The organism is Enterobacter cloacae complex sp. HYC080_NIDB, assembly GCF_056673325.1.
Genome location: NZ_CP114212.1, coordinates 4,355,630 through 4,378,636, shown reverse-complemented (window position 1 = coordinate 4,378,636; position 23,007 = coordinate 4,355,630). Strand labels below are relative to the sequence as shown.

Sequence of the window (23,007 nt, the reverse complement as noted above, 5' to 3'; positions counted from 1 at the left end):
TGATTTGAGATTCCGCTCTCAAATTTGTGAAAAAAATAAGGTGTTAGGATGATGACATCCGACCAGGAGACCTAATGATATCGACTCCCATTCGACGATATGGGGCTGCGATACTCATGTTACTCACCATGGCATTTTCAGGTGAGGTGCTTGCGAAGACGCACACGGATACAACGAGTAAGAAAGCCCACGTAATAAAGACGACAAGTAGTAAGGTTAGCAGTAAACAAGAGTATTCTCGCAATAGTGCAAAGAGTAGTTCACTTCCTGATTTGCGAAAATACCCTTCCGGAACACCAAGGAAAAAAGCGTTTCTCCGGACGGTAATGCCTTACATCACGAGTCAAAATGCCGCGATTACTGCGGATCGTAACTGGCTGATTTCCAAACAGTACGATAGCCGCTGGTCGCCTTCAGAACGCGCGCGTCTGAAAGATATCACGAAGCGCTACAAGCTGAGCTGGAACGGTAACACCCGTCGTGTGCCGTGGAATGCTCTCCTTGAACGTGTCGATATCATCCCGAATAGCATGGTTGCGACCATGGCGGCAGCCGAAAGCGGCTGGGGAACGTCAAAGCTGGCGCGTAATAACAACAATCTTTTCGGTATGAAGTGTGTGAAAGGTCGTTGTAATAATGCGCCTGGCAAGGTGAAAGGCTATTCTCAGTTTGAATCAGTCAAAGATTCCGTGGGTGCCTATGTGGTCAATCTGAACACGCACCCGGCCTACTCATCTTTCCGTAAATCACGTGCTCAGTTGCGTAAAGCGGATCAGGAAGTGACGGCCAGTACGATGATCCACAAGCTGAAGGGTTATTCGACGAAGGGGCAGAGCTATAACAACTATCTGTTCGCGATGTACCAGGATAACCAGCGCTTAATCGCCGCCCATATGTAATCACTAAAAACGCCTTCTAAATGAAGGCGTTTTCTTTTCTATATCAGCACCTCGCTGTGGCGATCCCGATACTCTTTTGGCGTGGTGTCATACTCTTTGCGAAACACCGAATAGAAATATTGCAGCGACGGGTAACCGCACATCTGCGAGATTTCGTTGATCGACAGTGATGTTGAGATGAGCAGGCTGCGGGCTTTCTCCAGTTTCTCCGCATGGATGACGGCATGAATGGTTTCGCCCACTTCTTCTTTGAAACGCTTCTCCAGATTCGAACGAGAAATGCCCACCGAATCCAGAACCTGATCGACCTTAATTCCTTTACAGGCGTGGTTGCGAATATAGTGCATCGCCTGAATGACAGCCGGGTCACTCAGGGAACGATAGTCGGTTGAGCGACGCTCCACGACGCGGACAGGGGGTACCAGCAAACGCTGAAGCGGCAGAGACTCTTTATCCAGCAGACGATGCAGCAGCTTCGCTGCCTGATAGCCCATCTGACGGGTGCCCTGTGCCACAGAGGAGAGCGCCACGCGGGAGAGATAGCGGGTGAGTTCTTCGTTATCAATGCCAATCACGCACAGCTTCTCGGGCACCGGGATATGTAAATGCTCGCAGACCTGCAGCACGTGGCGGGCACGGGCGTCGGTGACGGCAATAATGCCGGTTTGCGGGGGCAGCGTTTGCAGCCAGTCCGCCAGCCGATTTTGCGCGTGCTGCCAGTTTTCCGGAGCCGTCTCCAGCCCCTGATACACTACGCCGCGATACTTCTCCTGCGCGACCAGCTGGCAAAACGCATGCTCGCGCTCAACTGCCCAGCGCTTGCCGCTGGTGGCGGGTAAACCATAGAACGCGAAACGATGGACGCCTTTCTCTTTTAAATGAAGAAAAGCGGCTTCGACCAGGGCATGATTATCGGTGGCGATATAGTGAACCGGCGGGTAATTTTCGGGGGAATGGTAGGAGCCGCCGACGCCCACGATCGGGACGTCGACGTCGGTCAGCAGCTGTTCAATGACGGGATCGTCATAGTCAGCGATGACACCATCCCCCAGCCAGTCTTTGATGTTCTCCAGACGGGTGCGGAAGTCTTCCTCAATGAAGATATCCCACTCGGATTGCGACGCCTGCAAATATTCACCCACGCCTTCAACGACCTGACGGTCGTAGGCTTTATTGGCATTGAATAACAACGTAATGCGGTGACGCTTTTCAAACATGGCTCACTTCCCAATTAAGTCACAATACGGTTATCAGGCTCGTCGCTTGGTGGCAGAGTCCATCCAGACTGCCAGCAAAAGAATGGCCCCCTTGACGATATACTGCCAAAACGTCGGGACGTCCATCATACTCATCCCGTTATCCAACGACGCCATGATAAATGCCCCCATGACCGCACCCGCCACGCTACCGATACCGCCGGCGAGGCTGGTGCCGCCAATGACGCAGGCGGCAATCGCATCCAGCTCGGCGATGTTACCCGCGGAGGGCGAACCGGCACCCAGACGCGAACTGAGGATCAACCCGGCGATGGCGACCATCAGGCCGTTAATGGCGAACACCGCGAGCTTAGTGCGCTCGACGTTGATCCCCGAGAGACGGGCAGCTTCAAGGTTGCCACCGATGGCATAAATGCGGCGGCCAAACGCAGTGCGCGTCGCCATAAACATCCCGCCCAGCAGTAACAGCGCCAGCAGCAGGACCGGTGTCGGAACACCGCGATAGTCGTTAAGAAGCCAGATGGCGCCCAGCACAATGACCGCAGTCAGCGCATGGCGTCCTACCACGGAGGTTGATGCCGGTGACGCCAGCCCCAGCGCCTGACGACGCATGCGCCCCCGCCACTGCCAGGCGACAAACGCCAGCAAACCTACCACGCCAATCGTAAAGCCCACGGTATCGGAGAGGTAGCTCTGACCAATTTGCGACATAGCGGCGCTGGTGGGGGAGACGGTAGTGCCGTTGGTAATCCCGATTAAGATCCCACGGAAGGCCAGCATACCCGCCAGGGTAACAATAAACGACGGGACTTTGCGGTAGGCAACCCACCAGCCGTTCCAGGCCCCCAGGACCAGACCCAGTACCAGCGTCACCGCCACGGTCAGCGGCAGCGGCCAGCCAAGCCAGACGTCGAAAATAGCCGCCACGCCGCCGAGCAGGCCCATCATCGAGCCTACAGACAGGTCAATTTCTGCCGAGATAATGACGAACACCATGCCTACGGCCAGGATCCCGGTAATGGCGGTCTGGCGGAGCAGGTTAGAGACGTTACGCGCGCTTAAATATGAGCCATCGGTCATCCAGGTAAAAAACAGCATGATGACGATAATTGCTGCGATCATCACGAAGACCTGCAGGTTCAGCGCTTTTAGCCCTGCGAACGCACCGGGCGTCGGAACGGCGACTTTGATATCAGACGGATTGCTTTTCGACATGACGTTCGCTCCTTAAAGCGGCTTCCATCACCTGCTCCTGCGTCAGGTTCTGGTTAATCAGGTTGGCTTTCAGTTTCCCCTCGTGCATCACCAGCACGCGGTCGCTCAGGCCGAGCACTTCGGGTAACTCAGACGAAATGACAATGACGGCAATCCCTTGCTGAACAAGCTGATTAATCAGTTTGTAGATTTCATATTTGGCACCGATATCAATCCCGCGCGTTGGCTCATCGAGGATTAATATGCGTGGGTTGAGAAGCAGGCAGCGCGCCAGAATCGCTTTCTGCTGGTTACCGCCACTCAGGCGGCCAATCACCAGTTCCGGGGAGGACGTTTTGACCTTCAGCCTTGCAAGCGACTGAAGAATGCACTGTTGCTCTGCGGCATCGTCCAGGCTGCTCAGCGCGCCGGAGAACCGATCGAGTGCCGCAAGCGTAATGTTTTTCCCCACCGCCATGACCGGTACGATGCCGTCTTTTTTACGATCTTCCGGCACCATAGCAATGCCGCGGGCAATCGCCTGCTGGCAGTTGTCGATTTTCACTGGCTGGCCGTCGATATAAATCGTCCCCTCCCAGCGCCCGGGCCACACGCCAAACAGACACTGTACGGCCTCCGTGCGTCCGGCGCCGACGAGGCCCGCAATCCCGAGAATTTCGCCGCTGTGAAGAGAAAACGAGACGTTATTCACGCGCTTGATGTGGCGGTTAACGGGGTGCCACGCGGTCAGATTTTCCACACGCAGCACTTCCTCGCCTCTGGCGTGTGGCTCATTCGGGTAGAGCGCCGTCAGCTCGCGGCCTACCATCATGGTGATGATGTCATCTTCACTCATGCCTGCCGCTTCGCGCGTGCCGATGTGTTGCCCGTCGCGAATGACACAGATGGTGTCCGAAATGGCTTTAACCTCGTTTAGCTTGTGCGAAATGTAGATACAGGCGATGCCGTGGTTTTGCAGATCGCGGATGATATTGAGCAGAACTGCGGTTTCCTGTTCGGTGAGCGAAGCCGTGGGCTCATCGAGGATCAGCAGCCGTACCTGTTTGTTCAGCGCCTTAGCAATTTCTACCAGCTGCTGTTGCCCCAGACCCAGATCGCCCACGCGGGTATCCGGTGAAATATTGAGGCTCACCTGCGCCAGCAGCTTTTCACAGCGGAGCGTCATGGTGTCGTAATCCAGTACGCCGTGGCGGGAAATCTCGGCTCCAAGGAAGATGTTTTCCAACACGGTGAGATGCTTCACCAGCGCCAGCTCCTGGTGGATGATGGCGATCCCTTTACGTTCGGTATCGCGAATGTGTGTCGCCTGGATCACTTCACCGGCAAAGACAATTTCGCCTTCGTAACTGCCGTGTGGGTAGATCCCACACAGAACTTTCATCAACGTTGATTTGCCCGAACCGTTCTCGCCGCACAGCGAAACCACTTCGCCGGGGTTCAACCGGAGGCTGACGTTGTCGACGGCCTTCACTGCGCCGAAGCGCTTGGTGATGCTTTTCATTTCAAGTAAATAAGGCATACCTGCTCCACATAACCCGAGGGAAGAACAGTACAACGTGATGCGCCCCCGCAGAGCGGGGGCCGCGCTGGATTACAGTTCGCTCTTCTTGTGGAAACCGTCTTTAATCACGGTGGCGTCAATGTTCTCTTTATTGACTTCAATTGGCGTGAGCAGGCGAGCCGGAACATCTTTCAGCCCGTTATTCAGCGTCGCGTCTGCTTTAGGCTGCTTGCCATTGCCCAGCTCCACGGCGATTTCCGCCGCGGTATTGGCAAGCTCGGTAATCGGTTTGTAAACCGTCATGGTTTGTGTGCCAGCGATAATGCGTTTTACCCCTGCCAGGTCGGCATCCTGCCCGGAGATAGCGACTTTCCCGGCCAGCCCCTGGGCGCTCAGCGCCTGGATAGCACCGCCTGCGGTGGCATCGTTGGAGGCCACGACCGCATCAATTTTGTTGTTGTTGGCCGTCAGCGCGTTTTCCATAATTTTCAGCGCGTTTTCTGGCAGCCATCCGTCGGCCCACTGATCGCCAACCACCTTAATTTTCCCGTTGTCGATGTAGGGTTTAAGGACTTTCATTTGTCCTTCACGGAACAGTTTGGCGTTGTTATCTACCGGAGAGCCACCCATCAGGAAATAATTGCCCTGAGGCACTTTGTCGATCAGGCTTTGCGCCTGTAATTCACCCACTTTTTCATTGTCGAACGAAATATAATAATCAATATCCGCATTATTAATCATGCGGTCATAAGCGAGAACTTTTATGCCCTCTTGCTTCGCTTCTTTCACTACGTTACTTAATACCTGGCCGTTATAAGGGATAATGACCAGGACATCGACACCACGGTTAATCATATTCTCGATCTGTGACATTTGCGTTTCTTCATTGCCATTCGCTGACTGAACAAAGACATTCGCACCGAGTGATTCCGCCTTTTTCACAAAGATATCGCGATCTTTTTGCCAGCGCTCCAGGCGCAGGTCGTCAATCGCCATGCCAATTTTGACCTCTTTGGCATGTCCTGCAAAGCTTACAAGGAGGAGAGTAGTGCAGATCGTTAGGGTCAGGTTCTTTATCTTCATAATTATTAGGCCTTTTGTAGGGGTATGTGTTGCTGAGATAAAAGAAACATTCACTGCTGGGACGCAGCAAATTTTTAACGCGGAAAGGCGGGCTGGCAATTACAGATTTTTATCTTCTCATTACGATATTTGGTTTATTTCTGAATTTATGACCGCGATCGGATTTTAAAATGCGTAACGTCTTAATTACATTTGATTCTGGAATTTACGCCGAAAAATAGTTTGCCTGCGCATTATTTTGCGAGCCAGCGCACAGTTGTGCATTCTCTCAATAGCAGTGTGAAATAACGTAATTGAGCAACCCAAAATGTCTATTCACTATTACTCCTGTATCAACGACTCGCCGCATACCCTGATTATGGAGCTCAATATGCAAGCTTATTTCGACCAACTCGATCGTGTTCGTTACGAAGGCCCAAAAACGACCAATCCTTTAGCATTTCGTCACTACAACCCGGATGAGCTGGTACTGGGTAAGCGCATGGAAGACCATCTGCGCTTTGCCGCCTGTTACTGGCATACCTTCTGCTGGAACGGCGCCGATATGTTCGGTGTGGGTTCCTTTGACCGCCCATGGCAGCAGCCGGGTGAAGCCATCGAGCTGGCGAAACGTAAAGCCGATGTGGCATTTGAGTTCTTCCACAAGCTGAACGTGCCGTACTACTGCTTCCACGATGTGGACGTCTCGCCGGAAGGTGCGTCTCTGAAAGAGTACCTGAACAATTTCGCGCAGATGGTGGATGTGCTGGCGGCAAAACAGCAGCAAAGCGGCGTGAAGCTGCTGTGGGGCACCGCAAACTGCTTCACTAATCCACGCTACGGCGCGGGCGCGGCAACCAATCCGGATCCGGAAGTGTTTAGCTGGGCGGCCACGCAGGTGGTGACGGCTATGAACGCCACGCATCAGTTGGGCGGCGAAAACTATGTCCTGTGGGGCGGCCGTGAAGGCTACGAAACCCTGCTCAACACCGATCTGCGCCAGGAGCGCGAGCAGATTGGCCGCTTTATGCAGATGGTTGTCGATCATAAGCACAAAATCGGCTTCCGTGGCACGCTGCTGATTGAGCCGAAACCGCAGGAACCGACCAAGCACCAGTATGACTACGACGTGGCGACGGTGTATGGCTTCCTGAAACAGTTCGGGCTGGAAAAAGAGATTAAAGTTAACATTGAAGCCAACCACGCCACGCTGGCGGGCCACTCTTTCCATCACGAGATTGCGTCTGCGATTGCACTGGGCATTTTTGGCTCTGTCGATGCTAACCGCGGCGATGCACAGCTGGGCTGGGATACAGACCAGTTCCCGAACAGCGTGGAAGAGAATGCGCTGGTGATGTACGAAATCATTAAAGCGGGTGGTTTCACTACCGGCGGCCTGAACTTTGACGCCAAAGTACGTCGTCAGAGCACCGACAAATACGATCTGTTCTACGGCCACATTGGCGCGATGGACACCATGGCGCTGGCGCTGAAAGTCGCCGCTCGCATGATTGAAGACGGTGAGCTGGATAAGCGTGTTGCGAAGCGCTACAGCGGCTGGAACAGTGAGCTGGGTCAGCAAATTTTGAAAGGCCAGTTATCACTTGCGGAGATCGCGAAGTACGCTGAACAGCAGCAGCTGGCGCCGCAGCACCAGAGCGGGCACCAGGAGCTGCTGGAAAACCTGGTCAACCACTACCTGTTCGATAAATAACAGCACGTAGGCCCGGTAAGCGTTAGCGCCACCGGGCATTTCTGTTAAAGGAGTCACCGTAATGTATATCGGGATCGATCTTGGCACGTCGGGTGTGAAAGCCATCCTGTTAAGCGAGCAGGGCGATGTGTTGGCTACGCAGACGGAAACGCTGCAGGTTTCACGTCCGCATCCGCTGTGGTCGGAACAGGACCCGGAGCAGTGGTGGCAGGCAACGGACCGTGCCATCAAGGCGCTAGGCGAGAAACACCCTCTGCGTGACGTCAAAGCGCTGGGGATTGCCGGGCAAATGCACGGCGCAACGCTGCTGGATAGCCAGCATCGCGTGTTGCGTCCTGCGATCCTCTGGAACGATGGCCGCTGTGCAGAAGAGTGTGCGCTTCTTGAGGAACGTGTACCTACCTCCCGCCAGATCACCGGCAACCTGATGATGCCCGGTTTTACCGCACCGAAACTTCTGTGGGTACAGCGTCATGAACCTGAGATTTTCCGGCAGGTGGCGAAAGTCCTGCTGCCGAAAGATTATCTGCGTTTTCGCATGACGGGTGATTTCGCCAGCGACATGTCTGACGCGGCGGGCACGATGTGGCTCGACGTGGCGAAACGTGACTGGAGCGAGGCGATGCTGAATGCCTGCCATCTGACCCGCGCCCATATGCCCGCGCTGTTCGAAGGTAGCGAGGTGACAGGCACGCTGCAGCCAGCCGTTGCTGAACGCTGGAATATGCCAGCCGTACCGGTGGTGGCCGGAGGCGGTGACAATGCGGCGGGGGCCGTGGGTGTCGGCATGGTGGAGGCAGGGCAGGCGATGCTGTCGCTGGGAACGTCCGGTGTCTATTTTGCCGTCAGCGACGGGTATCGCAGCAACCCTGAAAGCGCAGTGCACAGTTTCTGCCATGCCCTTCCGGGGAAATGGCATTTGATGTCAGTGATGCTCAGCGCCGCATCTTGCCTGGATTGGGCGGCAAGACTCACCGGCATGGCCGATGTTCCGGCGCTCATCTCCGCCGCGCAGCAGGCGGATGACACCGCGGGTACGATCTGGTTTTTACCGTATCTTTCCGGCGAGCGAACGCCGCACAACAACCCGGAAGCGAAAGGGGTGTTCTTTGGTTTAACCCATCAACATGGTCCGTCAGAGCTGGCGCGTGCGGTTCTGGAAGGTGTGGGCTATGCGCTGGCCGACGGCATGGACGTGGTGCATGATTGCGGCCTGAAACCGTCGAGCGTCACCCTGATTGGCGGCGGCGCGCGGAGCCCTTACTGGCGACAGATGCTGGCTGACATCAGCGGATTGCAGCTGGATTTCCGCACTGGTGGCGATGTCGGGCCCGCGCTCGGCGCCGCACGGCTGGCACAGATAGCCATGAACCCCGAAAAACCGCTTTCACAATTGTTACCGCAGCTTCCGCTTGAACAGGCGCACTTGCCTGACGCAGCACGCCATGCCCGCTATGCGCAGAGGCGCGACGTGTTCCGCAAAATCTATCAGCAGCTGCTGCCGCTGATGTCGTAAACATCCGCCGGGTGGCGCTGCGCTGACCCGGCCTACCACTCCCCGTCCATCTGGCTAACTTACAAACCTGCGCGTATCGATTCTTTGCAGCAGCATCGACAGCAGCAGGCTGATGACCAGCGTGGCGGCAAAAATCCAGATGATATCCAGCACCGGCCAGCTCTTTAGCTCCACACCTCTTGTTCGCAGGGCGTGGATCACCAGCGCGTGAAAACCATAAATTCCGAGCGAGTGCCGCGAAATCACGCTCAGTACCGGGAGTGGCCGCGCGTTGAGCGTGTTTTTAACGAGCGTAAGCAGCGAGACGGCACAGAGAAACACCATCGGTCCGCAATACAGGTACCAGGTATCGGCAAAATTACCGCGCCACTGCAATTCGTGCAGCGTCCCGCGCGATATCACCGCCACGCCTGCGATAAACAGCGACGCACAAAGCCAGTTCAGACTACGTTTTTGCGTCTCCATCATCCCGATGGCGCGCCCCAGCATGCCGTAAAGCACGTAATAGAAGGTATCGCCGTTGATATAGAGATTGACCGGCAACCATTCAAATCCGTCGATTTTCTGCGAGACCGTATTCGGGTTGGCGATGAGGCCAATCACCACCATCAGGGCCAGCAGCATTTTCCCGCTGACGTTTTTCACCTGAATAAGAGGAGAGACGAGATAGATAACGATAATGGCGAAGAAAAACCACAGGTGATAGAACACTGGTTTTTGCAGCAAATATTTGAGTGATACCCCGGCGTTAATTGAGGTGAACAAGGTGATATAGAGCAAGGCAACGGCGCTGTAAAACCCCAGACAGGCCGCGATGCGGGTGAAGTGCCTCGGTTGCGCGCTACGTTCGCCAAAAAAGAGAAATCCGGAAATCATAAAAAACAGCGGAACGCTGACGCGAGACGCAGAGTTGAGAATGTTGGCAATGTCCCAGTTAACAGAGCTGATGCTGTGCGCATTCGTGACATACCAGGTCGTCGTGTGGATCATGACCACCATCAGACACGCTATTCCTCGCAGGTTATCAATCCAGTTAATTTTTGACGCCATCAGTTCCTCGTGTTCCCTGTAAATGGAGTGTGACTGCCATTGTCCAAAAGTCTTCGTTTGGAAAATTCTGAGTTTTATCAGCAGGCTTGCCGGAAGACCGCGAGATTCGCAGAATGGCGAACCTTAATCTATAAAAGCTTTGATACTAAAAATAACAGCCACTGACCAAGACGGTAATAAAAATGATGATGAAGCGAGTGGCGTCACTCTTTCTGCTGCTCATGCTGGCAGGTTGCAGTACGCCACAAGAAGCACCTGTGCAAAAAGCACAGCAGGGCAAAATGAGCCCGGAACGTTCACTGAACATGGAGGCAATCTGTAAAGATCAGGCTGCACGCCGCTATAACTCGGCCGTTCAGAAGATTGATGTCACCGGATTTGAGCGCTTTCAGGGAAGCTATGAGCTGCGGGGCCATACGTCGCGTAAAGAGGGCTTTGTCTGCTCGTTTGATGCAGACGGCCAGTTTTTACACCTCTCCATGCGCTAGCCTGCTCGCATAATCAACAGCCAGACGCTGCCCGCGTTCTGGCCTGAAGGCTTATTTCCCAATTTTCCCTAAACAACCCCGTTTCGTACTGTATATCTTGCAGCCAGCGGGTATACTGGTCCCTTCCATTTAAAACCACACGTATCCAGCACGAAATACTATGCAAAAGTTTGATACCAAGACCTTCCAGGGCCTGATCCTGACCTTACAGGATTACTGGGCTCGTCAGGGCTGCACCATTGTTCAACCTTTGGACATGGAAGTCGGCGCCGGCACTTCACACCCGATGACCAGCCTGCGCGCGTTGGGACCAGAGCCAATGGCGACCGCGTATGTGCAGCCTTCCCGTCGTCCGACCGATGGTCGTTACGGTGAGAACCCGAACCGTCTGCAGCATTACTATCAGTTCCAGGTGGTGATTAAGCCATCGCCCGACAATATTCAGGAACTGTACCTCGGGTCGCTGAAAGAGCTGGGTATGGATCCAACCATTCACGATATCCGTTTCGTGGAAGATAACTGGGAAAACCCAACGCTGGGTGCCTGGGGTCTGGGTTGGGAAGTGTGGCTGAACGGCATGGAAGTGACCCAGTTCACTTACTTCCAGCAGGTTGGCGGTCTGGAATGTAAGCCGATCACGGGTGAAATCACCTACGGTCTGGAACGTCTGGCGATGTACATTCAGGGCGTAGACAGCGTTTACGACCTGGTCTGGAGCGACGGCCCGCTGGGTAAAACCACCTACGGCGACGTGTTCCATCAGAACGAAGTGGAGCAATCCACCTATAACTTCGAATACGCGGACGTGGACTTCCTGTTCACCTGCTTCGAGCAGTACGAGAAAGAAGCGCAGCAGCTGCTGGCGCTGGAGACTCCGCTGCCGCTGCCTGCTTACGAGCGTATTCTGAAGGCCGCCCACAGCTTCAACCTGCTGGACGCCCGCAAAGCCATCTCCGTGACTGAACGTCAGCGCTACATTCTCCGTATTCGTACCCTGACCAAAGCCGTTGCTGAAGCTTACTACGCGTCCCGTGAAGCCCTTGGCTTCCCGATGTGCAACCGAAACAAATAAGAGGCGGCCATGTCTGATAAAACTTTCCTGGTGGAAATCGGCACCGAAGAGCTGCCACCAAAAGCCCTGCGCAGCCTGGCTGAATCTTTTGCTGCGAACGTGACTGCCGAGCTGGATAACGCTGGCCTGGCGCACGGTAAAATTGAGTGGTTTGCTGCGCCGCGTCGTCTGGCGCTGAAAGTGGCAAATCTGGCGGCGTCTCAGCCGGATCGTGAAGTCGAAAAACGTGGCCCGGCTATTGCCCAGGCGTTCGACGCGGAAGGCAAGCCGAGCAAAGCGGCTGAAGGCTGGGCGCGCGGTTGCGGCATCACCGTTGACCAGGCCGAGCGTCTGACCACCGACAAAGGCGAGTGGCTGCTGTATCGTGCGCATGTGAAAGGCGAGAGCGCAGAAGCGCTGCTGCCGGACATGATTGCCACGTCGCTGGCGAAATTGCCGATTCCTAAGCTGATGCGCTGGGGCGCGTCTGACGTCCACTTCGTGCGTCCGGTGCATACCGTGACCCTGCTGCTGGGCGACACCGTTATTCCTGCCACCATTCTGGGCGTGGCGTCCGATCGCGTGATCCGCGGCCACCGCTTTATGGGTGAGCCGGAGTTCACCATCGACAATGCCGACCAGTATCCGCAAATCCTGCTGGAGCGCGGTAAGGTCATTGCTGACTACGAACAGCGTAAAGCCAAAATCAAAGCGGACGCGGAAGAGGCGGCGCGCAAGATTGGCGGTAATGCCGATCTGAGCGACAGCCTGCTGGAAGAAGTGACCTCTCTGGTTGAATGGCCGGTGGTGCTGACCGCGAAGTTCGAAGAGAAATTCCTGGCCGTTCCGGCAGAAGCGCTGGTGTACACCATGAAGGGTGACCAGAAGTACTTCCCGGTCTACGCCAACGACGGCAAGCTGCTGCCAAACTTCATCTTCGTCGCCAACATCGAATCGAAAGATCCGATCCAGATTATCTCCGGTAACGAGAAAGTGGTGCGTCCACGTCTGGCGGATGCCGAGTTCTTCTTCAATACCGACCGCAAAAAACGTCTGGAAGATAACCTGCCGCGTCTGCAGACCGTGCTGTTCCAGCAGCAGTTGGGTACGCTGCGCGACAAGACCGACCGCATTGCGGAGCTGTCCGGCTGGATCGCCCGCGAAATTGGTGCCGACGTCAACCATGCGACCCGTGCGGGCCTGCTCTCCAAGTGCGACCTGATGACCAACATGGTGTTCGAATTTACCGACACCCAGGGCGTGATGGGCATGCACTACGCGCGTCACGATGGCGAAGCGGAAGACGTGGCTGTGGCACTGAACGAGCAGTATCAGCCGCGCTTTGCGGGTGACGAACTGCCGTCCAACCCGGTCGCCTGCGCCGTGGCGATTGCCGACAAGATGGACACCCTGGCGGGTATCTTCGGTATCGGCCAGCATCCAAAAGGGGACAAAGACCCGTTTGCGCTGCGTCGTGCTGCGCTGGGCGTGCTGCGCATCATCGTTGAGAAGAACCTGAACCTGGATCTGCAGACACTGACCGAAGAAGCGGTGCGTCTGTACGGCGACAAGCTGACCAACGCGAACGTGGTGGACGACGTTATCGACTTTATGCTCGGTCGTTTCCGCGCCTGGTATCAGGACGAAGGTTACACCGTTGACACCATTCAGGCGGTGCTGGCGCGTCGTCCGACCCGTCCGGCTGATTTCGATGCGCGTATGAAGGCGGTTTCCCACTTCCGTACGCTGGAAGCGTCATCTGCGCTGGCTGCGGCTAACAAGCGTGTCTCCAACATTCTGGCGAAATCCGACGAAACGCTGAACGAACGCGTGAACGCCGCAACCCTGAAAGAGCCGGAAGAGATTGCTCTGGCGATGCAGGTTGTGGTGCTGCGCGACAAGCTCGAACCGTACTTCGCGGAAGGCCGCTACCAGGAAGCGCTGGTGGAGCTGGCGGAACTGCGTGACGTGATCGACGCCTTCTTCGAGAAAGTGATGGTGAACGTAGAAGATAAAGACCTGCGTATCAACCGTCTCTCTATGCTCGAAAAACTGCGCGAGCTGTTCCTGCGCGTGGCGGATATTTCGCTGCTGCAGTAATGTGCACGCTGTCATAAACATGTGAGCCGTCTTTCTTGCCGGGTGGCGCTACGCTTACCCGGCCTACATTGTGTAACGGGTTGCACGTTTCATTGTAGGCCCGTGCAAGCGTAGCGCCGCCGGGCGAAACTGACAAAATGCACTTTGCCAGCAGTTTGAAAACCCGCTTCGGCGGGTTTTTTTATGGGGCTTTTGTAGGCCGGATAAGCGCGGCGCCTTCAGGGTATCGGCAAAGTAGTCCTTCCCAAAGGGCTGAGGGAGTATAAGTCGCCCAAAATTTAACCTTGAAACCTTCAACACATTACCGTTATCCTTACCCTCGTTAAATTTCTCGCGCTGGAGTGCCCCCCAAAAATGAACAAACACGACTGATGAATTTCGATCCTTGCTAAACGCCACCGCGTCGGCAGGGGATGTTTTGATTTCATTCAGGAGTGCTTATGGCTCATTTTGCGCAGTCCCCTTCTTTTATTTTGCATCAGGTCACCTGTCAGTTTGCGACGGGGGATACCCTTTTTGGTCCGCTGAACCTTTCTCTGGAACCGTCTCTGTGCGCGCTGGTGGGCCGCAACGGCAGTGGGAAAACACGTCTGCTGCGCCTGCTGGCGGGGCTTGATGAACCCGCAAACGGGCATATCGAACGAACCGGAACACAGGTTTATGTGGCGCAGCAGCAGGATATTTTGCCACACACGACGCTGGCTGAATTGCTCGGGTACGAGGCAATCTTCGCGGCGCGAGCGCGTGTCGACAGCGGAGAGTATCAGCCTGACGATCTGGAAACGCTTGATGGCTTCTGGGATTTAGCAGAACGCCTGAGCGAGGCGTTTGCCCGGGCGACACTGTCGCCGTTTGATCCGGATAAGCCAGCCGCTGAACTCAGCGGTGGCGAGCGTGTCCGCGCGTTGCTGTGCGGGGCGTTTACGGCGCAAGCGGATTATCTGCTGCTGGACGAACCCACTAACCACCTGGACCGGCAAGGCCGGACATGGTTCTACGACCAGCTTGCCCGTTATCAGGGCGGTGTACTGGTGGCCTCCCATGACCGTGAGCTGCTGGCGCAGGTGCCGCGCATTCTTGAACTGAGTGGCGCTGGTCTTCGCAGCTATGGCGGGAATTATGCGGATTATCAAACCCAGCGCGATGCTGAGCAACAGGCTGCCCGTGCGGCGCTGGAGCACGCGGCGACGGCGCGCAAACGTACCCGCGCGCGCATGCAGAGAGAGCATGACGACAGCCAGCGGCGGTCGGCAAAAACATTACGCACCGTCGATACCCTCAATATCGCATCGTTCGAACGCGTCAAATATAAAGGCGCGGCAAAGGAACGTATTGGCAGCTGGAAAAAACAGCATAACGAGCAAAATGATGCCCTGAACGCTGCCGTAAACAAGGCGCGTGAGCGGGTAGAAGACGATAACCCGGTGATGTTTACCCTGCCGGGGAGTCAGATTCCGGAAGGAAAACAGGTGCTGGTGATGGAAAATCTGGTGCTGCCGCATGTGCCCGTTCCCCCACTCAACTGGCGGATGGATGGTCCGATGCGCGTGGCGTTAAAAGGACCAAACGGCTGCGGGAAGTCGACGCTGTTAAAAGCGATTCTCGGCGAAATCAGCCCGCGTTCAGGGACCTGCAACGTTTCCGTCAGCTGCGCTTATCTCGATCAACATCTGTCCCGGCTCGATCTCTCGCAGTCGGTCATGACCCACCTCAACCTGGGCAATACGCCCCTTGAAGAGGGGGTATTACGAACCCGTTTAGCACAGCTTCAGTTGGGGGCCGATAAAGTCGCGCTCCCGCTGGCGGAACTGAGCGGCGGTGAGCGTCTTAAGGCGGCACTGGCCTGCGTATTATGGCGTGCTGAGGCCACGCAGCTCCTGTTGCTGGATGAACCGACCAACCATCTGGATCTGGCCTCGGTTCAGGCCATTGAAGCGGCATTGGCCGGTTTTCCGGGAGCAGTGCTGGTGGTGTCACACGATGACGCTTTTTTAAAAGGGTTAACGTTGTCGCACGAGATGATCTGGGAAGAGGCGGGCTGGCGTTGCGAAAGTCTTTAAACACAAGCCCCCGCGAAGGCGGGGGCGTTCAAACGTCACTACGCTATCTGTTTGCTGAGTGCAGGGTTGGCCTGAATCAGGCGCATCAGCTTTAACTCGGTTGGCGTGGGTCTCTCACGTTTTGACTCCCACTCCAGCACCATCGCTACGCTGACACCCATCGCTCTGGCGAATTCTTCTGTCTTCAGACCTGTCCCTTTGCGCAATTGCTCATATTCTGTAAAGGGATTGGCTTTTTGTTGCAGGGTAATCGTCTGCGGTACATCTTTAAAAATGATCTGTTCCAGACTGCTCAGCAGCTCAAACTCAGGATCTTTATATTCCATTGAGAACTCCTCTTAAATCTCACATCGTGATCAAGAACATCAGAGAGCCAATTAAGAATAGTCCCTAATACAAACCCAGGATCGTCACGGGTGTGATTAATCGTGCGGTAACGATCGCTTTATCCGATTCAGCTATATGGATAGTTATGCTAATTACCTGATTAACCATAAGGAGGGCCCGTCAGGTATTTTTTTGTAAATGATAAGAAATAAATCGGCAATAGGCGTTTTACATGAAAAGAGTATCTTGCAAGGCTGACCTGGACTATCCTTGTAAGCCGTCGGGCACGCGTGTGCCGGTGTGCGCTTTTTTGGGTGAAAGGAGTAATAAAATGGCGACAGGAAAGTCCTGCTCTCGCTGGTTTGCGCCTATTGCGGCGTTGTTGATGGTTGTTAGCCTGAGTGGGTGTTTTGATAAAGAAGGCGATCAGCGCAAAGCGTTTATCGATTTTCTGCAGAATACAGTGATGCGCAGCGGCGAGCGGTTACCGACGCTGACTGCGGATCAGAAAAAACAGTTTGGTCCCTTTGTGTCCGATTACGCCATTCTTTATGGGTATTCACAGCAGGTGAGCCAGGCGATGGATTCCGGTATCCGCCCGGTCGTGGATAGCGTAAACGCCATCCGCGTTCCACAGGATTATGTGACTCAGCGTGAACCGCTGCGCCAGTCCAACGGTGCGCTCGGCGTGCTAAGCCAGCAGCTACAGAATGCGAAAATGCAGGCTGATGCGTCACGTTCTGCGCTGAAGCAGGGTGACGATCTCAAACCGGTCTTTGACAAAGTGTATGAGAAAGTGGTGACCAAACCGTCTGAAGCACTGCAACCGCTGATTCCGGCCGCGCAAATTTTCACGCAGCAGCTGGTTCAGGTGGGTGACTTTATCGCCCAGCAGGACACTCAGGTGAGCTTTGTTGCCAACGGCATCCAGTTCCCGACTTCGCAGCAGGCAAGTCAGTACAATACGCTGATTGGGCCACTGGCCTCCCAGCATCAGGCCTTTAGCCAGGCCTGGAGTGCCGCCGTCACGGCCACAGAATAAACCGAAAAAACCCCGCGTCAGGCGGGGTTTTTTTATGCATTGCGAAAATAACGCTTGTCATTCCTCTACCACATCGGTATAACTATTCCCGTCGGTTTGTTACACAGACCTAAAGCAGTTTAGTAAAGCAGTCCAGATTGTTATCCATAGATACCCTTCGTTGTGACCCTTCCTTCATCGCTTAAAAATCTGTAACGCAATCCATCAAGCCGGAAGGCACAATATATTTGTTAATTAAGGTAATTCTATGTCTGCTAAAATGACTGGTCTGGTAAAATGGTTCAACGCTGATAAAGGTTTCGGCTTCATCACTCCTGACGATGGCTCAAAAGACGTGTTCGTACACTTCTCTGCTATCCAGAACGATGGCTACAAATCTCTGGACGAAGGTCAGAAAGTGTCCTTCACCATCGAAAGCGGCGCTAAAGGCCCAGCAGCTGGTAACGTTGTAAGCCTGTAAGCTTCCAACCCAGTAGCACAAAATTCAAAAACCCGCCTTCTGGCGGGTTTTTTCGTTTCTACTGTTGGATCTGCGGGTTAACGCAGTTTTTATCCACTTTTCCACTCAGCGCGGCAATCAGGTTGTCCACTGCGGTAGCCGCCATGTTGTAGCGTGTCTCGTGCGTGGCAGAGCCGATGTGGGGCAGGGCGACGACGTTTGGCATTTTCAGCAGTGGAGAATCCACCGGCAGTGGCTCCTGCTCAAACACGTCCAGACCGGCGGCGTGGATCTGGCCATTTTGCAGGGCTTCAATGAGCGCCTGCTCATCCACCACCGGGCCACGACCCGCGTTGATGAAAATGGCGGATTTCTTCATTTTTTCAAATGCGGATTTGCCAATCAGGTGACGTGTTTCATCCGTCAACGGCAGGATCAGGCAGACAAAATCGGCTTCCTGCAACAGCGTATCCAGCTCACAGTAACGCGCGTTAAAACGTTCTTCCGCTTCACCGTGGTGACGGCGCGCGTTGTACAGTATCGGCATGTTGAAACCAAAATGCGCGCGCTGTGCCAGCGCCAGCCCGATACGTCCCATACCCACGATGCCCAGCGTTTTTCCGTGAACATCCACGCCGAACCAGTCCGGGCCAATGCTTTTTGTCCATTCGCCTGCTTTAACGCGCTCGGCCACTTCAACCACGCGACGGGCGGTGCTGAGCACCAGCGCCATCAGCGTGTCGGCCACGGTTTCCGTCAGGGCATGCGGCGTGTGCATCAGCAGGATTTTGCGGGCGCTCAGGGCATCCACGTCGAAGTTGTCATAACCTACTGAAACAGTTGAAGTAGCACGAAGCTTCGGCATTTTCTCCAGCAGGGCGATGTCCACTTTCTCGCTTGAACCCAGCAGGCCTTCGGCGCTGGCGAACGCATCGGCATGCTGTGCCACGGTCTCCGGACTCAGGTTTTTCACCTGCGTGACGGTGAAGTGCTCTTCCAGGCGTTTCTGCAGATCTTCCGGCAGTGCTTTATACAAAATGACGGACGGCTTCATGCTAATCTCCGTTGATTTTTAAGGATTCAGGCGTGGCGTGCGCCGACGGGGTGCTGTTGATTATTAGCAGGCTTAACAATCAGAGTAAGCCACACGGAGGCAAAAAGCGCCACCCCCATAAAGATGTACGATGCGGATGGGCTGCCGGTGGCTCCGTTCAGGTAACCAACAAACCAGGAGCCGCAGAACGAACCCAGCGCGCCCATGCTGTTAATTAATGCCATGGCACCGCCCGCCACGTTACGCGGCAGCATCTCCGGGATGATGGCAAAGAATGGACCGTACGGGGCGTACATGGCGGCACCGGCAATGACCAACAGGGTATAAGAGGCCCAGAAGTGATTCGCGCCCACGGCCCAGGAGCCGATGAAGGCAAAAGCAGCAATCAGCAGCAGCGGCCAGACGAACACCTTACGGTTTTGCAGCTTATCCGACGCCCAGGAGGCGACGATCATGGCGATGGTCGCAGCCAGATACGGTACGGACGAGAGCCAGCCCACTTCAACCATGCCGAGATTCTCACCGCCGCTGCGGATGATCGACGGCAGCCACAGCACAAAACCGTACACGCCGATACTCCAGGTAAAATACTGCGCGCAGAGCAGGATCACGTTACGGGAGCGGAAGGCTTCACCGTAGTTACGTACCGCCTTCAGACCCTGCTGCTCTTTATCCAGCTGCGCCTGGAGCGCCGCTTTTTCATCTTCGGAAAGCCATTTCGCCTGGGCAGGTTTATCTTTCACCAGCACCCACCAGCAGAATGCCCAAATCACTGCCGGAACCCCTTCGATGATGAACATCTCGCGCCAGCCGAAGGACTGGATCAGGTAGCCGGAGACCACCGACATCCACAGTACGGTGACCGGGTTACCGAGGATCAGGAAAGTATTCGCGCGTGAGCGTTCAGATTTGGTAAACCAGTTGCTGATGTAAATCAGCATCGCGGGCATGACCGCCGCCTCAACGACGCCAAGGATAAAGCGAATGGCGGCCAGGGCAGGAATATTGTTCACCACGCCGGTAAGTGACGCACAGGCGCCCCACAGGATCAGACAAATGAAGATCAGCTTACGCACGCTGCGGCGTTCGGCGTAAATAGCACCGGGGATCTGGAAGAAGAAATACCCCAGGAAGAAGAGGGCGCCCAACAGGGATGAGACGCCCTTAGTGATCCCGAGGTCTTCGGTGATCCCCGCCGCGGATGCGAAACTGAAGTTGGCACGATCAAGGTACGCCAGGCTGTACGTGATAAACACGATTGGCATGATGTACCACCAGCGTTTTACTGCATTGGTCGAACTGTTCATAGGCTTGCCTCTGTTTTTGAGGTTGTTACCGCCGTTGTCTGTAGGGTACACGGTGGTTTGTTTTGTTGAGTGCGGTTTGTTCCCCTCACCCTAACCCTCTCCCCTCTGGGGAGAGGGCCGGGGTGAGGGGGAATTTACATGCCGAGCTGTGCTCGTGTCGGTAATCCTTCGCTGTCGCCCTGCACCTGAATGGCCAGTGAGCCAATCTTGTTGCCTCGTGCAACCGCCTGCTGCAGCGGTTTGCCTTCCAGCAGCGCGCTAATTACGCCCACGGCAAAGCCATCGCCCGCGCCGACGGTATCGACGACGTTCTCGACCTTCACCGCCGCGACCGCGCCTTGCTCGCCTTCGGCGGTTTTAAACCATGCGCCATCGGCGCCGGTTTTCAGCACCACGGCTTTTACCCCTTTATTCAGGTAGAAGTCAGCAATGCCTTCCAGTGTATTTTCGCCGGTCAGGATCATCCCTTCTTTCAGGCCCGGCAGAACCCAGTCCGCCCTGAATGCTAGCCGGTTAAGCTTCTCGATCATTTCCGCTTCGCTTTTCCACAGCACCGGGCGCAAATTTGGATCGAAAGAGATCGTTTTGCCCTGCGACTTCATGCTCGTTGCCGCATGATCCAGCAGCGTATACGAGCTGGCAGAGAGCGCCGCCGCCACGCCGCTCAGGTGCAGATGGCGCGCGGAGGCAAAATAGTCGGCGTGGTAATCTTCTACGGAGAGATGGCTGGCGGCCGACCCTTTGCGGAAATACTCCACGATGGGATCGGTTCCATTTTCGACTTTAGACTTAAGCTGAAAGCCGGTGGGGAAGCGTCCGTCGAGCGTAACGCCTGCGGCATCAATCCCCTCTTTTTTCAGCGAATCGAGAACGAAGTGGCCAAAGCTGTCATCGCCCACGCGGCTGACCCAGCCGACGTTCAGGCCCAGACGCGCCAGGCCGGTTGCGACGTTCAGCTCTGCGCCCGCCACGCGTTTGATAAAGTGCTCTACCGCGCTCAGCTCGCCCGTTTCGGTGGCGACAAACATCGCCATGGCTTCGCCAATCGTGATGACATCCAGCGTCTTGTGCATGATTTACTCCTCGCGCAGCAGGTTGACGTAATGGCGGGTAACGGCGGTTAAATCCGCCCCTTCCAGCGGGAACTCGATACCGCGCGGGGCATCGGCAGGCAGCTGGCCAAGCAGATCCAGCCAGCGGGAATCGGCACCGTCCGGCGCGACGGCGCGGAAGTTATCTTTATGCGGAACGGCGGCTTTAACGTGGATATAGCTCACGGCAGGCGCCAGATGACGCGCGGCCTCTTCCGGGGAGTCACCGACCCACAGCCAGTTGCCCATGTCAAAGGTCAACGTGACGGGAAGCGCCCTTTCGCGACAGGCGGCCTGAAAACGTTGCATCGGTGCAAGCTGGCCGCAGTCGGTCTGATCGTTTTCCACAACCAGCGCTATACCGCTGGTATTGAGCAGAGTACGTAAGGCATCGAGAGGCTGCGTGTGGCTAAAATGGCCCAGGGAAACCTTCAGCCACAGCGCGTTCAGGATGCTGGCTTCTGAGAGATACCGCGGCAGGTCCGGGTTGAGGGTGCCATCGGGCATAAACAGGGCGGCAGGTGCGGAGTAACACGCCAGCAGGCCCAGAAGCTCAATGGACTCACCGAGCGCAGGCAGCGCCAGTAATTCTTCGCTATTGAACAGCTCGCGGCGGATCTCCACGCCGTCGGCGCCTGCACCCGCAATAACGGGAAGCATCGCCCGCTGACCGCCCGCCTGTCGCACCTGCTCCGCGCCATACGCGGCGGTGACCACCATGATTTTCCTGCCCATCTTCGGACTCCATCGCAACATATCAATACTATTACGCTAGATGGAACCGGTTCCAAAGAAAAGCTAAGGATGTTGAATTTATGATCGCTATCACAAGGGGAAATTAGCGTGCGGTGGAGCCGCGGACGATCAGCTCGCCGGAGAAGACCTGCTCGCGTACGGCCTCACTGGTGCCTTCAATACGACGAACCACTTGTTCTACAGCAGCATAGCCAATCTGCCAGGTGGGCTGTTTGAGGGTGGTAATACCGACGCCAGCCAGCTCCGCCCACTCCAGTTCATCAAACCCCAGCAGACCGATATCGCTGCCCCAGTGCAGGCCAATGCGCTTAAGCGAGCGGGCAACCTGCAGGGTCAGTGCCCCGTTGGCGGAGATAACGGCTTTGCGCATCCCGCGATGGCGCGTGTGGAACTGGCGAAGGGTATTATCGAGCCGATCGGCTTCGTGAAGCGGCGTTTCGGCATTTTCGGCGATCACGCCGGGATAACGCGCCAGCGTGGCACGAAATGCAGCCAGCCGATCGCGTCGGGTATTTACCATGCCCAGCGGTTCGCTCAGAAAGAGAATCGCCTCGAAACCTTGTTCAATCAGATGCTCGGTCGCGGTCGTGGCGGCCTGGGTGTTATCCAGCCCGACCACATCGCAGGCGAATTCCGGGATTTTACGGTCGATGAGGACCATGGGCAGGGAGGATTGCTGCAGACGGTTCAGCCCCTCTTCACGCATGCCCACCGCGTTGACCACAATCCCTTCCACCTGGTAGCTGCGCAGCAGATCGAGATAGTGCAACTCCTGGTCGACCTCATTGTTGGTATTACAGACCAGAGGCGTAAAACCTTTTTCGCGGCAGGCGGCTTCGATACCGCTGAGCACGTTTACAGAGTAGGGGTTAGTGATATCCGCGATGATAAGTCCGATAAGGCGGGTGCGGCCACGTTTGAGCCCGCGGGCCATCAGGCTGGGGCGGTAGTCGAGATCGGCAATAGCCTGTTCAATACGCGCCAGCAATGCATCGGACAATAGATGTTTCTCGCCGTTAAGGTAGCGCGAAATGCTGGTTTTACCGGTTCTGGCGGCTTTCGCCACGTCGCTGATGGTGGCCCGGGCTGGTTTGCTCATCGCTGATTTCCCTGAATTT

General features: G+C 55.6%; 20 protein-coding genes. 9 read left to right on the top strand and 11 right to left on the bottom strand.

Translation table 11 applies throughout. The features are described from left to right. Positions 1–74: 74 nt before the first annotated feature. Positions 75–899, top strand: a complete 825-nt coding sequence (locus tag O1723_RS20765) for a protein bax (protein ID WP_014882032.1) — start codon at positions 75–77, stop codon at positions 897–899. Positions 900–937: 38 nt separating this feature from the next. Here O1723_RS20765 and xylR read toward each other — a convergent pair whose 3' ends face one another. The 4 genes from xylR to xylF form a co-directional block, all read right to left on the bottom strand. Continuing rightward, complete coding sequence (gene xylR / locus O1723_RS20760; protein WP_014882033.1) at positions 938–2,116, bottom strand: D-xylose utilization transcriptional activator XylR; 1,179 nt, start codon at positions 2,114–2,116, stop codon at positions 938–940. 33 nt (positions 2,117–2,149) lie between these two features. Then, positions 2,150–3,331 carry a xylose ABC transporter permease XylH gene (xylH, locus tag O1723_RS20755; protein WP_023336565.1) on the bottom strand — a complete coding sequence of 394 codons (1,182 nt, stop codon included), beginning with the start codon at positions 3,329–3,331 and terminating at the stop codon, positions 2,150–2,152. Then, positions 3,309–4,850 carry a xylose ABC transporter ATP-binding protein gene (locus O1723_RS20750; protein ID WP_023336566.1) on the bottom strand — a complete coding sequence of 514 codons (1,542 nt, stop codon included), beginning with the start codon at positions 4,848–4,850 and terminating at the stop codon, positions 3,309–3,311. Before O1723_RS20750 ends, xylH begins: the two co-directional genes overlap by 23 nt. Positions 4,851–4,922: 72 nt before the next feature. Next, the gene (gene xylF, locus O1723_RS20745; protein ID WP_014882036.1) at positions 4,923–5,915 is read right to left on the bottom strand and encodes a D-xylose ABC transporter substrate-binding protein; all 993 of its coding nucleotides are present in this window, start codon (positions 5,913–5,915) and stop codon (positions 4,923–4,925) included. A 370-nt stretch (positions 5,916–6,285) separates the two neighbouring features. Between xylF and xylA the strand changes: the two genes are divergently transcribed. Both xylA and xylB read left to right on the top strand, forming a co-directional pair. Then, positions 6,286–7,608, top strand: a complete 1,323-nt coding sequence (gene xylA / locus O1723_RS20740; protein ID WP_086527836.1) for a xylose isomerase — start codon at positions 6,286–6,288, stop codon at positions 7,606–7,608. Between the two features lie 61 nt (positions 7,609–7,669). Then, positions 7,670–9,124, top strand: coding sequence for a xylulokinase (gene xylB / locus O1723_RS20735; protein ID WP_023336567.1), 1,455 nt, complete (start codon positions 7,670–7,672; stop codon positions 9,122–9,124). A gap of 54 nt (positions 9,125–9,178) precedes the next feature. Here the strand turns inward: xylB and O1723_RS20730 are convergent, their stop codons facing one another. Beyond that, positions 9,179–10,174, bottom strand: coding sequence for an acyltransferase (locus O1723_RS20730; RefSeq protein ID WP_014882039.1), 996 nt, complete (start codon positions 10,172–10,174; stop codon positions 9,179–9,181). A gap of 182 nt (positions 10,175–10,356) precedes the next feature. Between O1723_RS20730 and O1723_RS20725 the strand changes: the two genes are divergently transcribed. The 4 genes from O1723_RS20725 (at position 10,357) to O1723_RS20710 (ending at position 15,873) form a co-directional block, all read left to right on the top strand. After that, complete coding sequence (locus tag O1723_RS20725; RefSeq protein WP_014882040.1) at positions 10,357–10,662, top strand: YsaB family lipoprotein; 306 nt, start codon at positions 10,357–10,359, stop codon at positions 10,660–10,662. Positions 10,663–10,822: 160 nt separating this feature from the next. Beyond that, the gene (gene glyQ / locus O1723_RS20720; protein ID WP_003860141.1) at positions 10,823–11,734 is read left to right on the top strand and encodes a glycine--tRNA ligase subunit alpha; all 912 of its coding nucleotides are present in this window, start codon (positions 10,823–10,825) and stop codon (positions 11,732–11,734) included. Positions 11,735–11,743: 9 nt separating this feature from the next. After that, positions 11,744–13,813, top strand: coding sequence for a glycine--tRNA ligase subunit beta (glyS, locus tag O1723_RS20715; RefSeq protein WP_032666329.1), 2,070 nt, complete (start codon positions 11,744–11,746; stop codon positions 13,811–13,813). A gap of 440 nt (positions 13,814–14,253) precedes the next feature. Further along, positions 14,254–15,873: an ABC-F family ATP-binding cassette domain-containing protein gene (locus O1723_RS20710; RefSeq protein ID WP_023336570.1), complete on the top strand. Its 1,620-nt coding sequence runs from the start codon at positions 14,254–14,256 to the stop codon at positions 15,871–15,873. A gap of 38 nt (positions 15,874–15,911) precedes the next feature. Here O1723_RS20710 and O1723_RS20705 read toward each other — a convergent pair whose 3' ends face one another. Continuing rightward, entirely contained in the window at positions 15,912–16,199 is a 288-nt protein-coding gene (locus O1723_RS20705; protein ID WP_014882043.1) for an HTH-type transcriptional regulator, read from the bottom strand. Between the two features lie 332 nt (positions 16,200–16,531). Between O1723_RS20705 and O1723_RS20700 the strand changes: the two genes are divergently transcribed. Then, positions 16,532–17,242, top strand: a complete 711-nt coding sequence (locus O1723_RS20700; RefSeq protein ID WP_014882044.1) for a DUF3053 domain-containing protein — start codon at positions 16,532–16,534, stop codon at positions 17,240–17,242. A gap of 247 nt (positions 17,243–17,489) precedes the next feature. Continuing rightward, positions 17,490–17,702 carry a transcription antiterminator/RNA stability regulator CspE gene (gene cspE / locus O1723_RS20695; RefSeq protein WP_003860775.1) on the top strand — a complete coding sequence of 71 codons (213 nt, stop codon included), beginning with the start codon at positions 17,490–17,492 and terminating at the stop codon, positions 17,700–17,702. A 58-nt stretch (positions 17,703–17,760) separates the two neighbouring features. Here cspE and ghrB read toward each other — a convergent pair whose 3' ends face one another. From ghrB to O1723_RS20670, 5 genes are all read right to left on the bottom strand, one after another. After that, positions 17,761–18,735: a glyoxylate/hydroxypyruvate reductase GhrB gene (gene ghrB / locus O1723_RS20690; protein ID WP_023336571.1), complete on the bottom strand. Its 975-nt coding sequence runs from the start codon at positions 18,733–18,735 to the stop codon at positions 17,761–17,763. Between the two features lie 26 nt (positions 18,736–18,761). Further along, positions 18,762–20,042: an MFS transporter gene (locus tag O1723_RS20685; RefSeq protein WP_023331751.1), complete on the bottom strand. Its 1,281-nt coding sequence runs from the start codon at positions 20,040–20,042 to the stop codon at positions 18,762–18,764. A gap of 134 nt (positions 20,043–20,176) precedes the next feature. Further along, a complete protein-coding gene (locus tag O1723_RS20680) occupies positions 20,177–21,115 on the bottom strand; it encodes a sugar kinase (RefSeq protein ID WP_023336572.1) in 939 nt (312 codons plus the stop codon). A 3-nt stretch (positions 21,116–21,118) separates the two neighbouring features. Further along, positions 21,119–21,868 carry a sugar phosphate isomerase/epimerase family protein gene (locus tag O1723_RS20675; protein WP_032645129.1) on the bottom strand — a complete coding sequence of 250 codons (750 nt, stop codon included), beginning with the start codon at positions 21,866–21,868 and terminating at the stop codon, positions 21,119–21,121. Between the two features lie 103 nt (positions 21,869–21,971). Further along, positions 21,972–22,988 carry a LacI family DNA-binding transcriptional regulator gene (locus O1723_RS20670; protein ID WP_023336574.1) on the bottom strand — a complete coding sequence of 339 codons (1,017 nt, stop codon included), beginning with the start codon at positions 22,986–22,988 and terminating at the stop codon, positions 21,972–21,974. Between the last annotated feature and the right edge of the window lie 19 nt (positions 22,989–23,007).

What these genes read in the sequence shown, in the direction of transcription:
- O1723_RS20730 (WP_014882039.1), bottom strand. Translation starts at nt 10,174, where the DNA reads ATGGCGTCAAAAATTAACTGGATTGATAACCTGCGAGGAATAGCGTGT.
- xylR (WP_014882033.1), bottom strand. Translation starts at nt 2,116, where the DNA reads ATGTTTGAAAAGCGTCACCGCATTACGTTGTTATTCAATGCCAATAAA.
- O1723_RS20705 (WP_014882043.1), bottom strand. Translation starts at nt 16,199, where the DNA reads ATGGAATATAAAGATCCTGAGTTTGAGCTGCTGAGCAGTCTGGAACAG.
- O1723_RS20710 (WP_023336570.1), top strand. Translation starts at nt 14,254, where the DNA reads ATGGCTCATTTTGCGCAGTCCCCTTCTTTTATTTTGCATCAGGTCACC.
- O1723_RS20765 (WP_014882032.1), top strand. Translation starts at nt 75, where the DNA reads ATGATATCGACTCCCATTCGACGATATGGGGCTGCGATACTCATGTTA.
- xylB (WP_023336567.1), top strand. Translation starts at nt 7,670, where the DNA reads ATGTATATCGGGATCGATCTTGGCACGTCGGGTGTGAAAGCCATCCTG.
- glyS (WP_032666329.1), top strand. Translation starts at nt 11,744, where the DNA reads ATGTCTGATAAAACTTTCCTGGTGGAAATCGGCACCGAAGAGCTGCCA.
- xylF (WP_014882036.1), bottom strand. Translation starts at nt 5,915, where the DNA reads ATGAAGATAAAGAACCTGACCCTAACGATCTGCACTACTCTCCTCCTT.
- O1723_RS20675 (WP_032645129.1), bottom strand. Translation starts at nt 21,868, where the DNA reads ATGGGCAGGAAAATCATGGTGGTCACCGCCGCGTATGGCGCGGAGCAG.
- O1723_RS20670 (WP_023336574.1), bottom strand. Translation starts at nt 22,988, where the DNA reads ATGAGCAAACCAGCCCGGGCCACCATCAGCGACGTGGCGAAAGCCGCC.
- ghrB (WP_023336571.1), bottom strand. Translation starts at nt 18,735, where the DNA reads ATGAAGCCGTCCGTCATTTTGTATAAAGCACTGCCGGAAGATCTGCAG.
- xylH (WP_023336565.1), bottom strand. Translation starts at nt 3,331, where the DNA reads ATGTCGAAAAGCAATCCGTCTGATATCAAAGTCGCCGTTCCGACGCCC.
- glyQ (WP_003860141.1), top strand. Translation starts at nt 10,823, where the DNA reads ATGCAAAAGTTTGATACCAAGACCTTCCAGGGCCTGATCCTGACCTTA.
- O1723_RS20680 (WP_023336572.1), bottom strand. Translation starts at nt 21,115, where the DNA reads ATGCACAAGACGCTGGATGTCATCACGATTGGCGAAGCCATGGCGATG.
- O1723_RS20685 (WP_023331751.1), bottom strand. Translation starts at nt 20,042, where the DNA reads ATGAACAGTTCGACCAATGCAGTAAAACGCTGGTGGTACATCATGCCA.
- O1723_RS20725 (WP_014882040.1), top strand. Translation starts at nt 10,357, where the DNA reads ATGATGATGAAGCGAGTGGCGTCACTCTTTCTGCTGCTCATGCTGGCA.
- O1723_RS20700 (WP_014882044.1), top strand. Translation starts at nt 16,532, where the DNA reads ATGGCGACAGGAAAGTCCTGCTCTCGCTGGTTTGCGCCTATTGCGGCG.
- O1723_RS20750 (WP_023336566.1), bottom strand. Translation starts at nt 4,850, where the DNA reads ATGCCTTATTTACTTGAAATGAAAAGCATCACCAAGCGCTTCGGCGCA.
- cspE (WP_003860775.1), top strand. Translation starts at nt 17,490, where the DNA reads ATGTCTGCTAAAATGACTGGTCTGGTAAAATGGTTCAACGCTGATAAA.
- xylA (WP_086527836.1), top strand. Translation starts at nt 6,286, where the DNA reads ATGCAAGCTTATTTCGACCAACTCGATCGTGTTCGTTACGAAGGCCCA.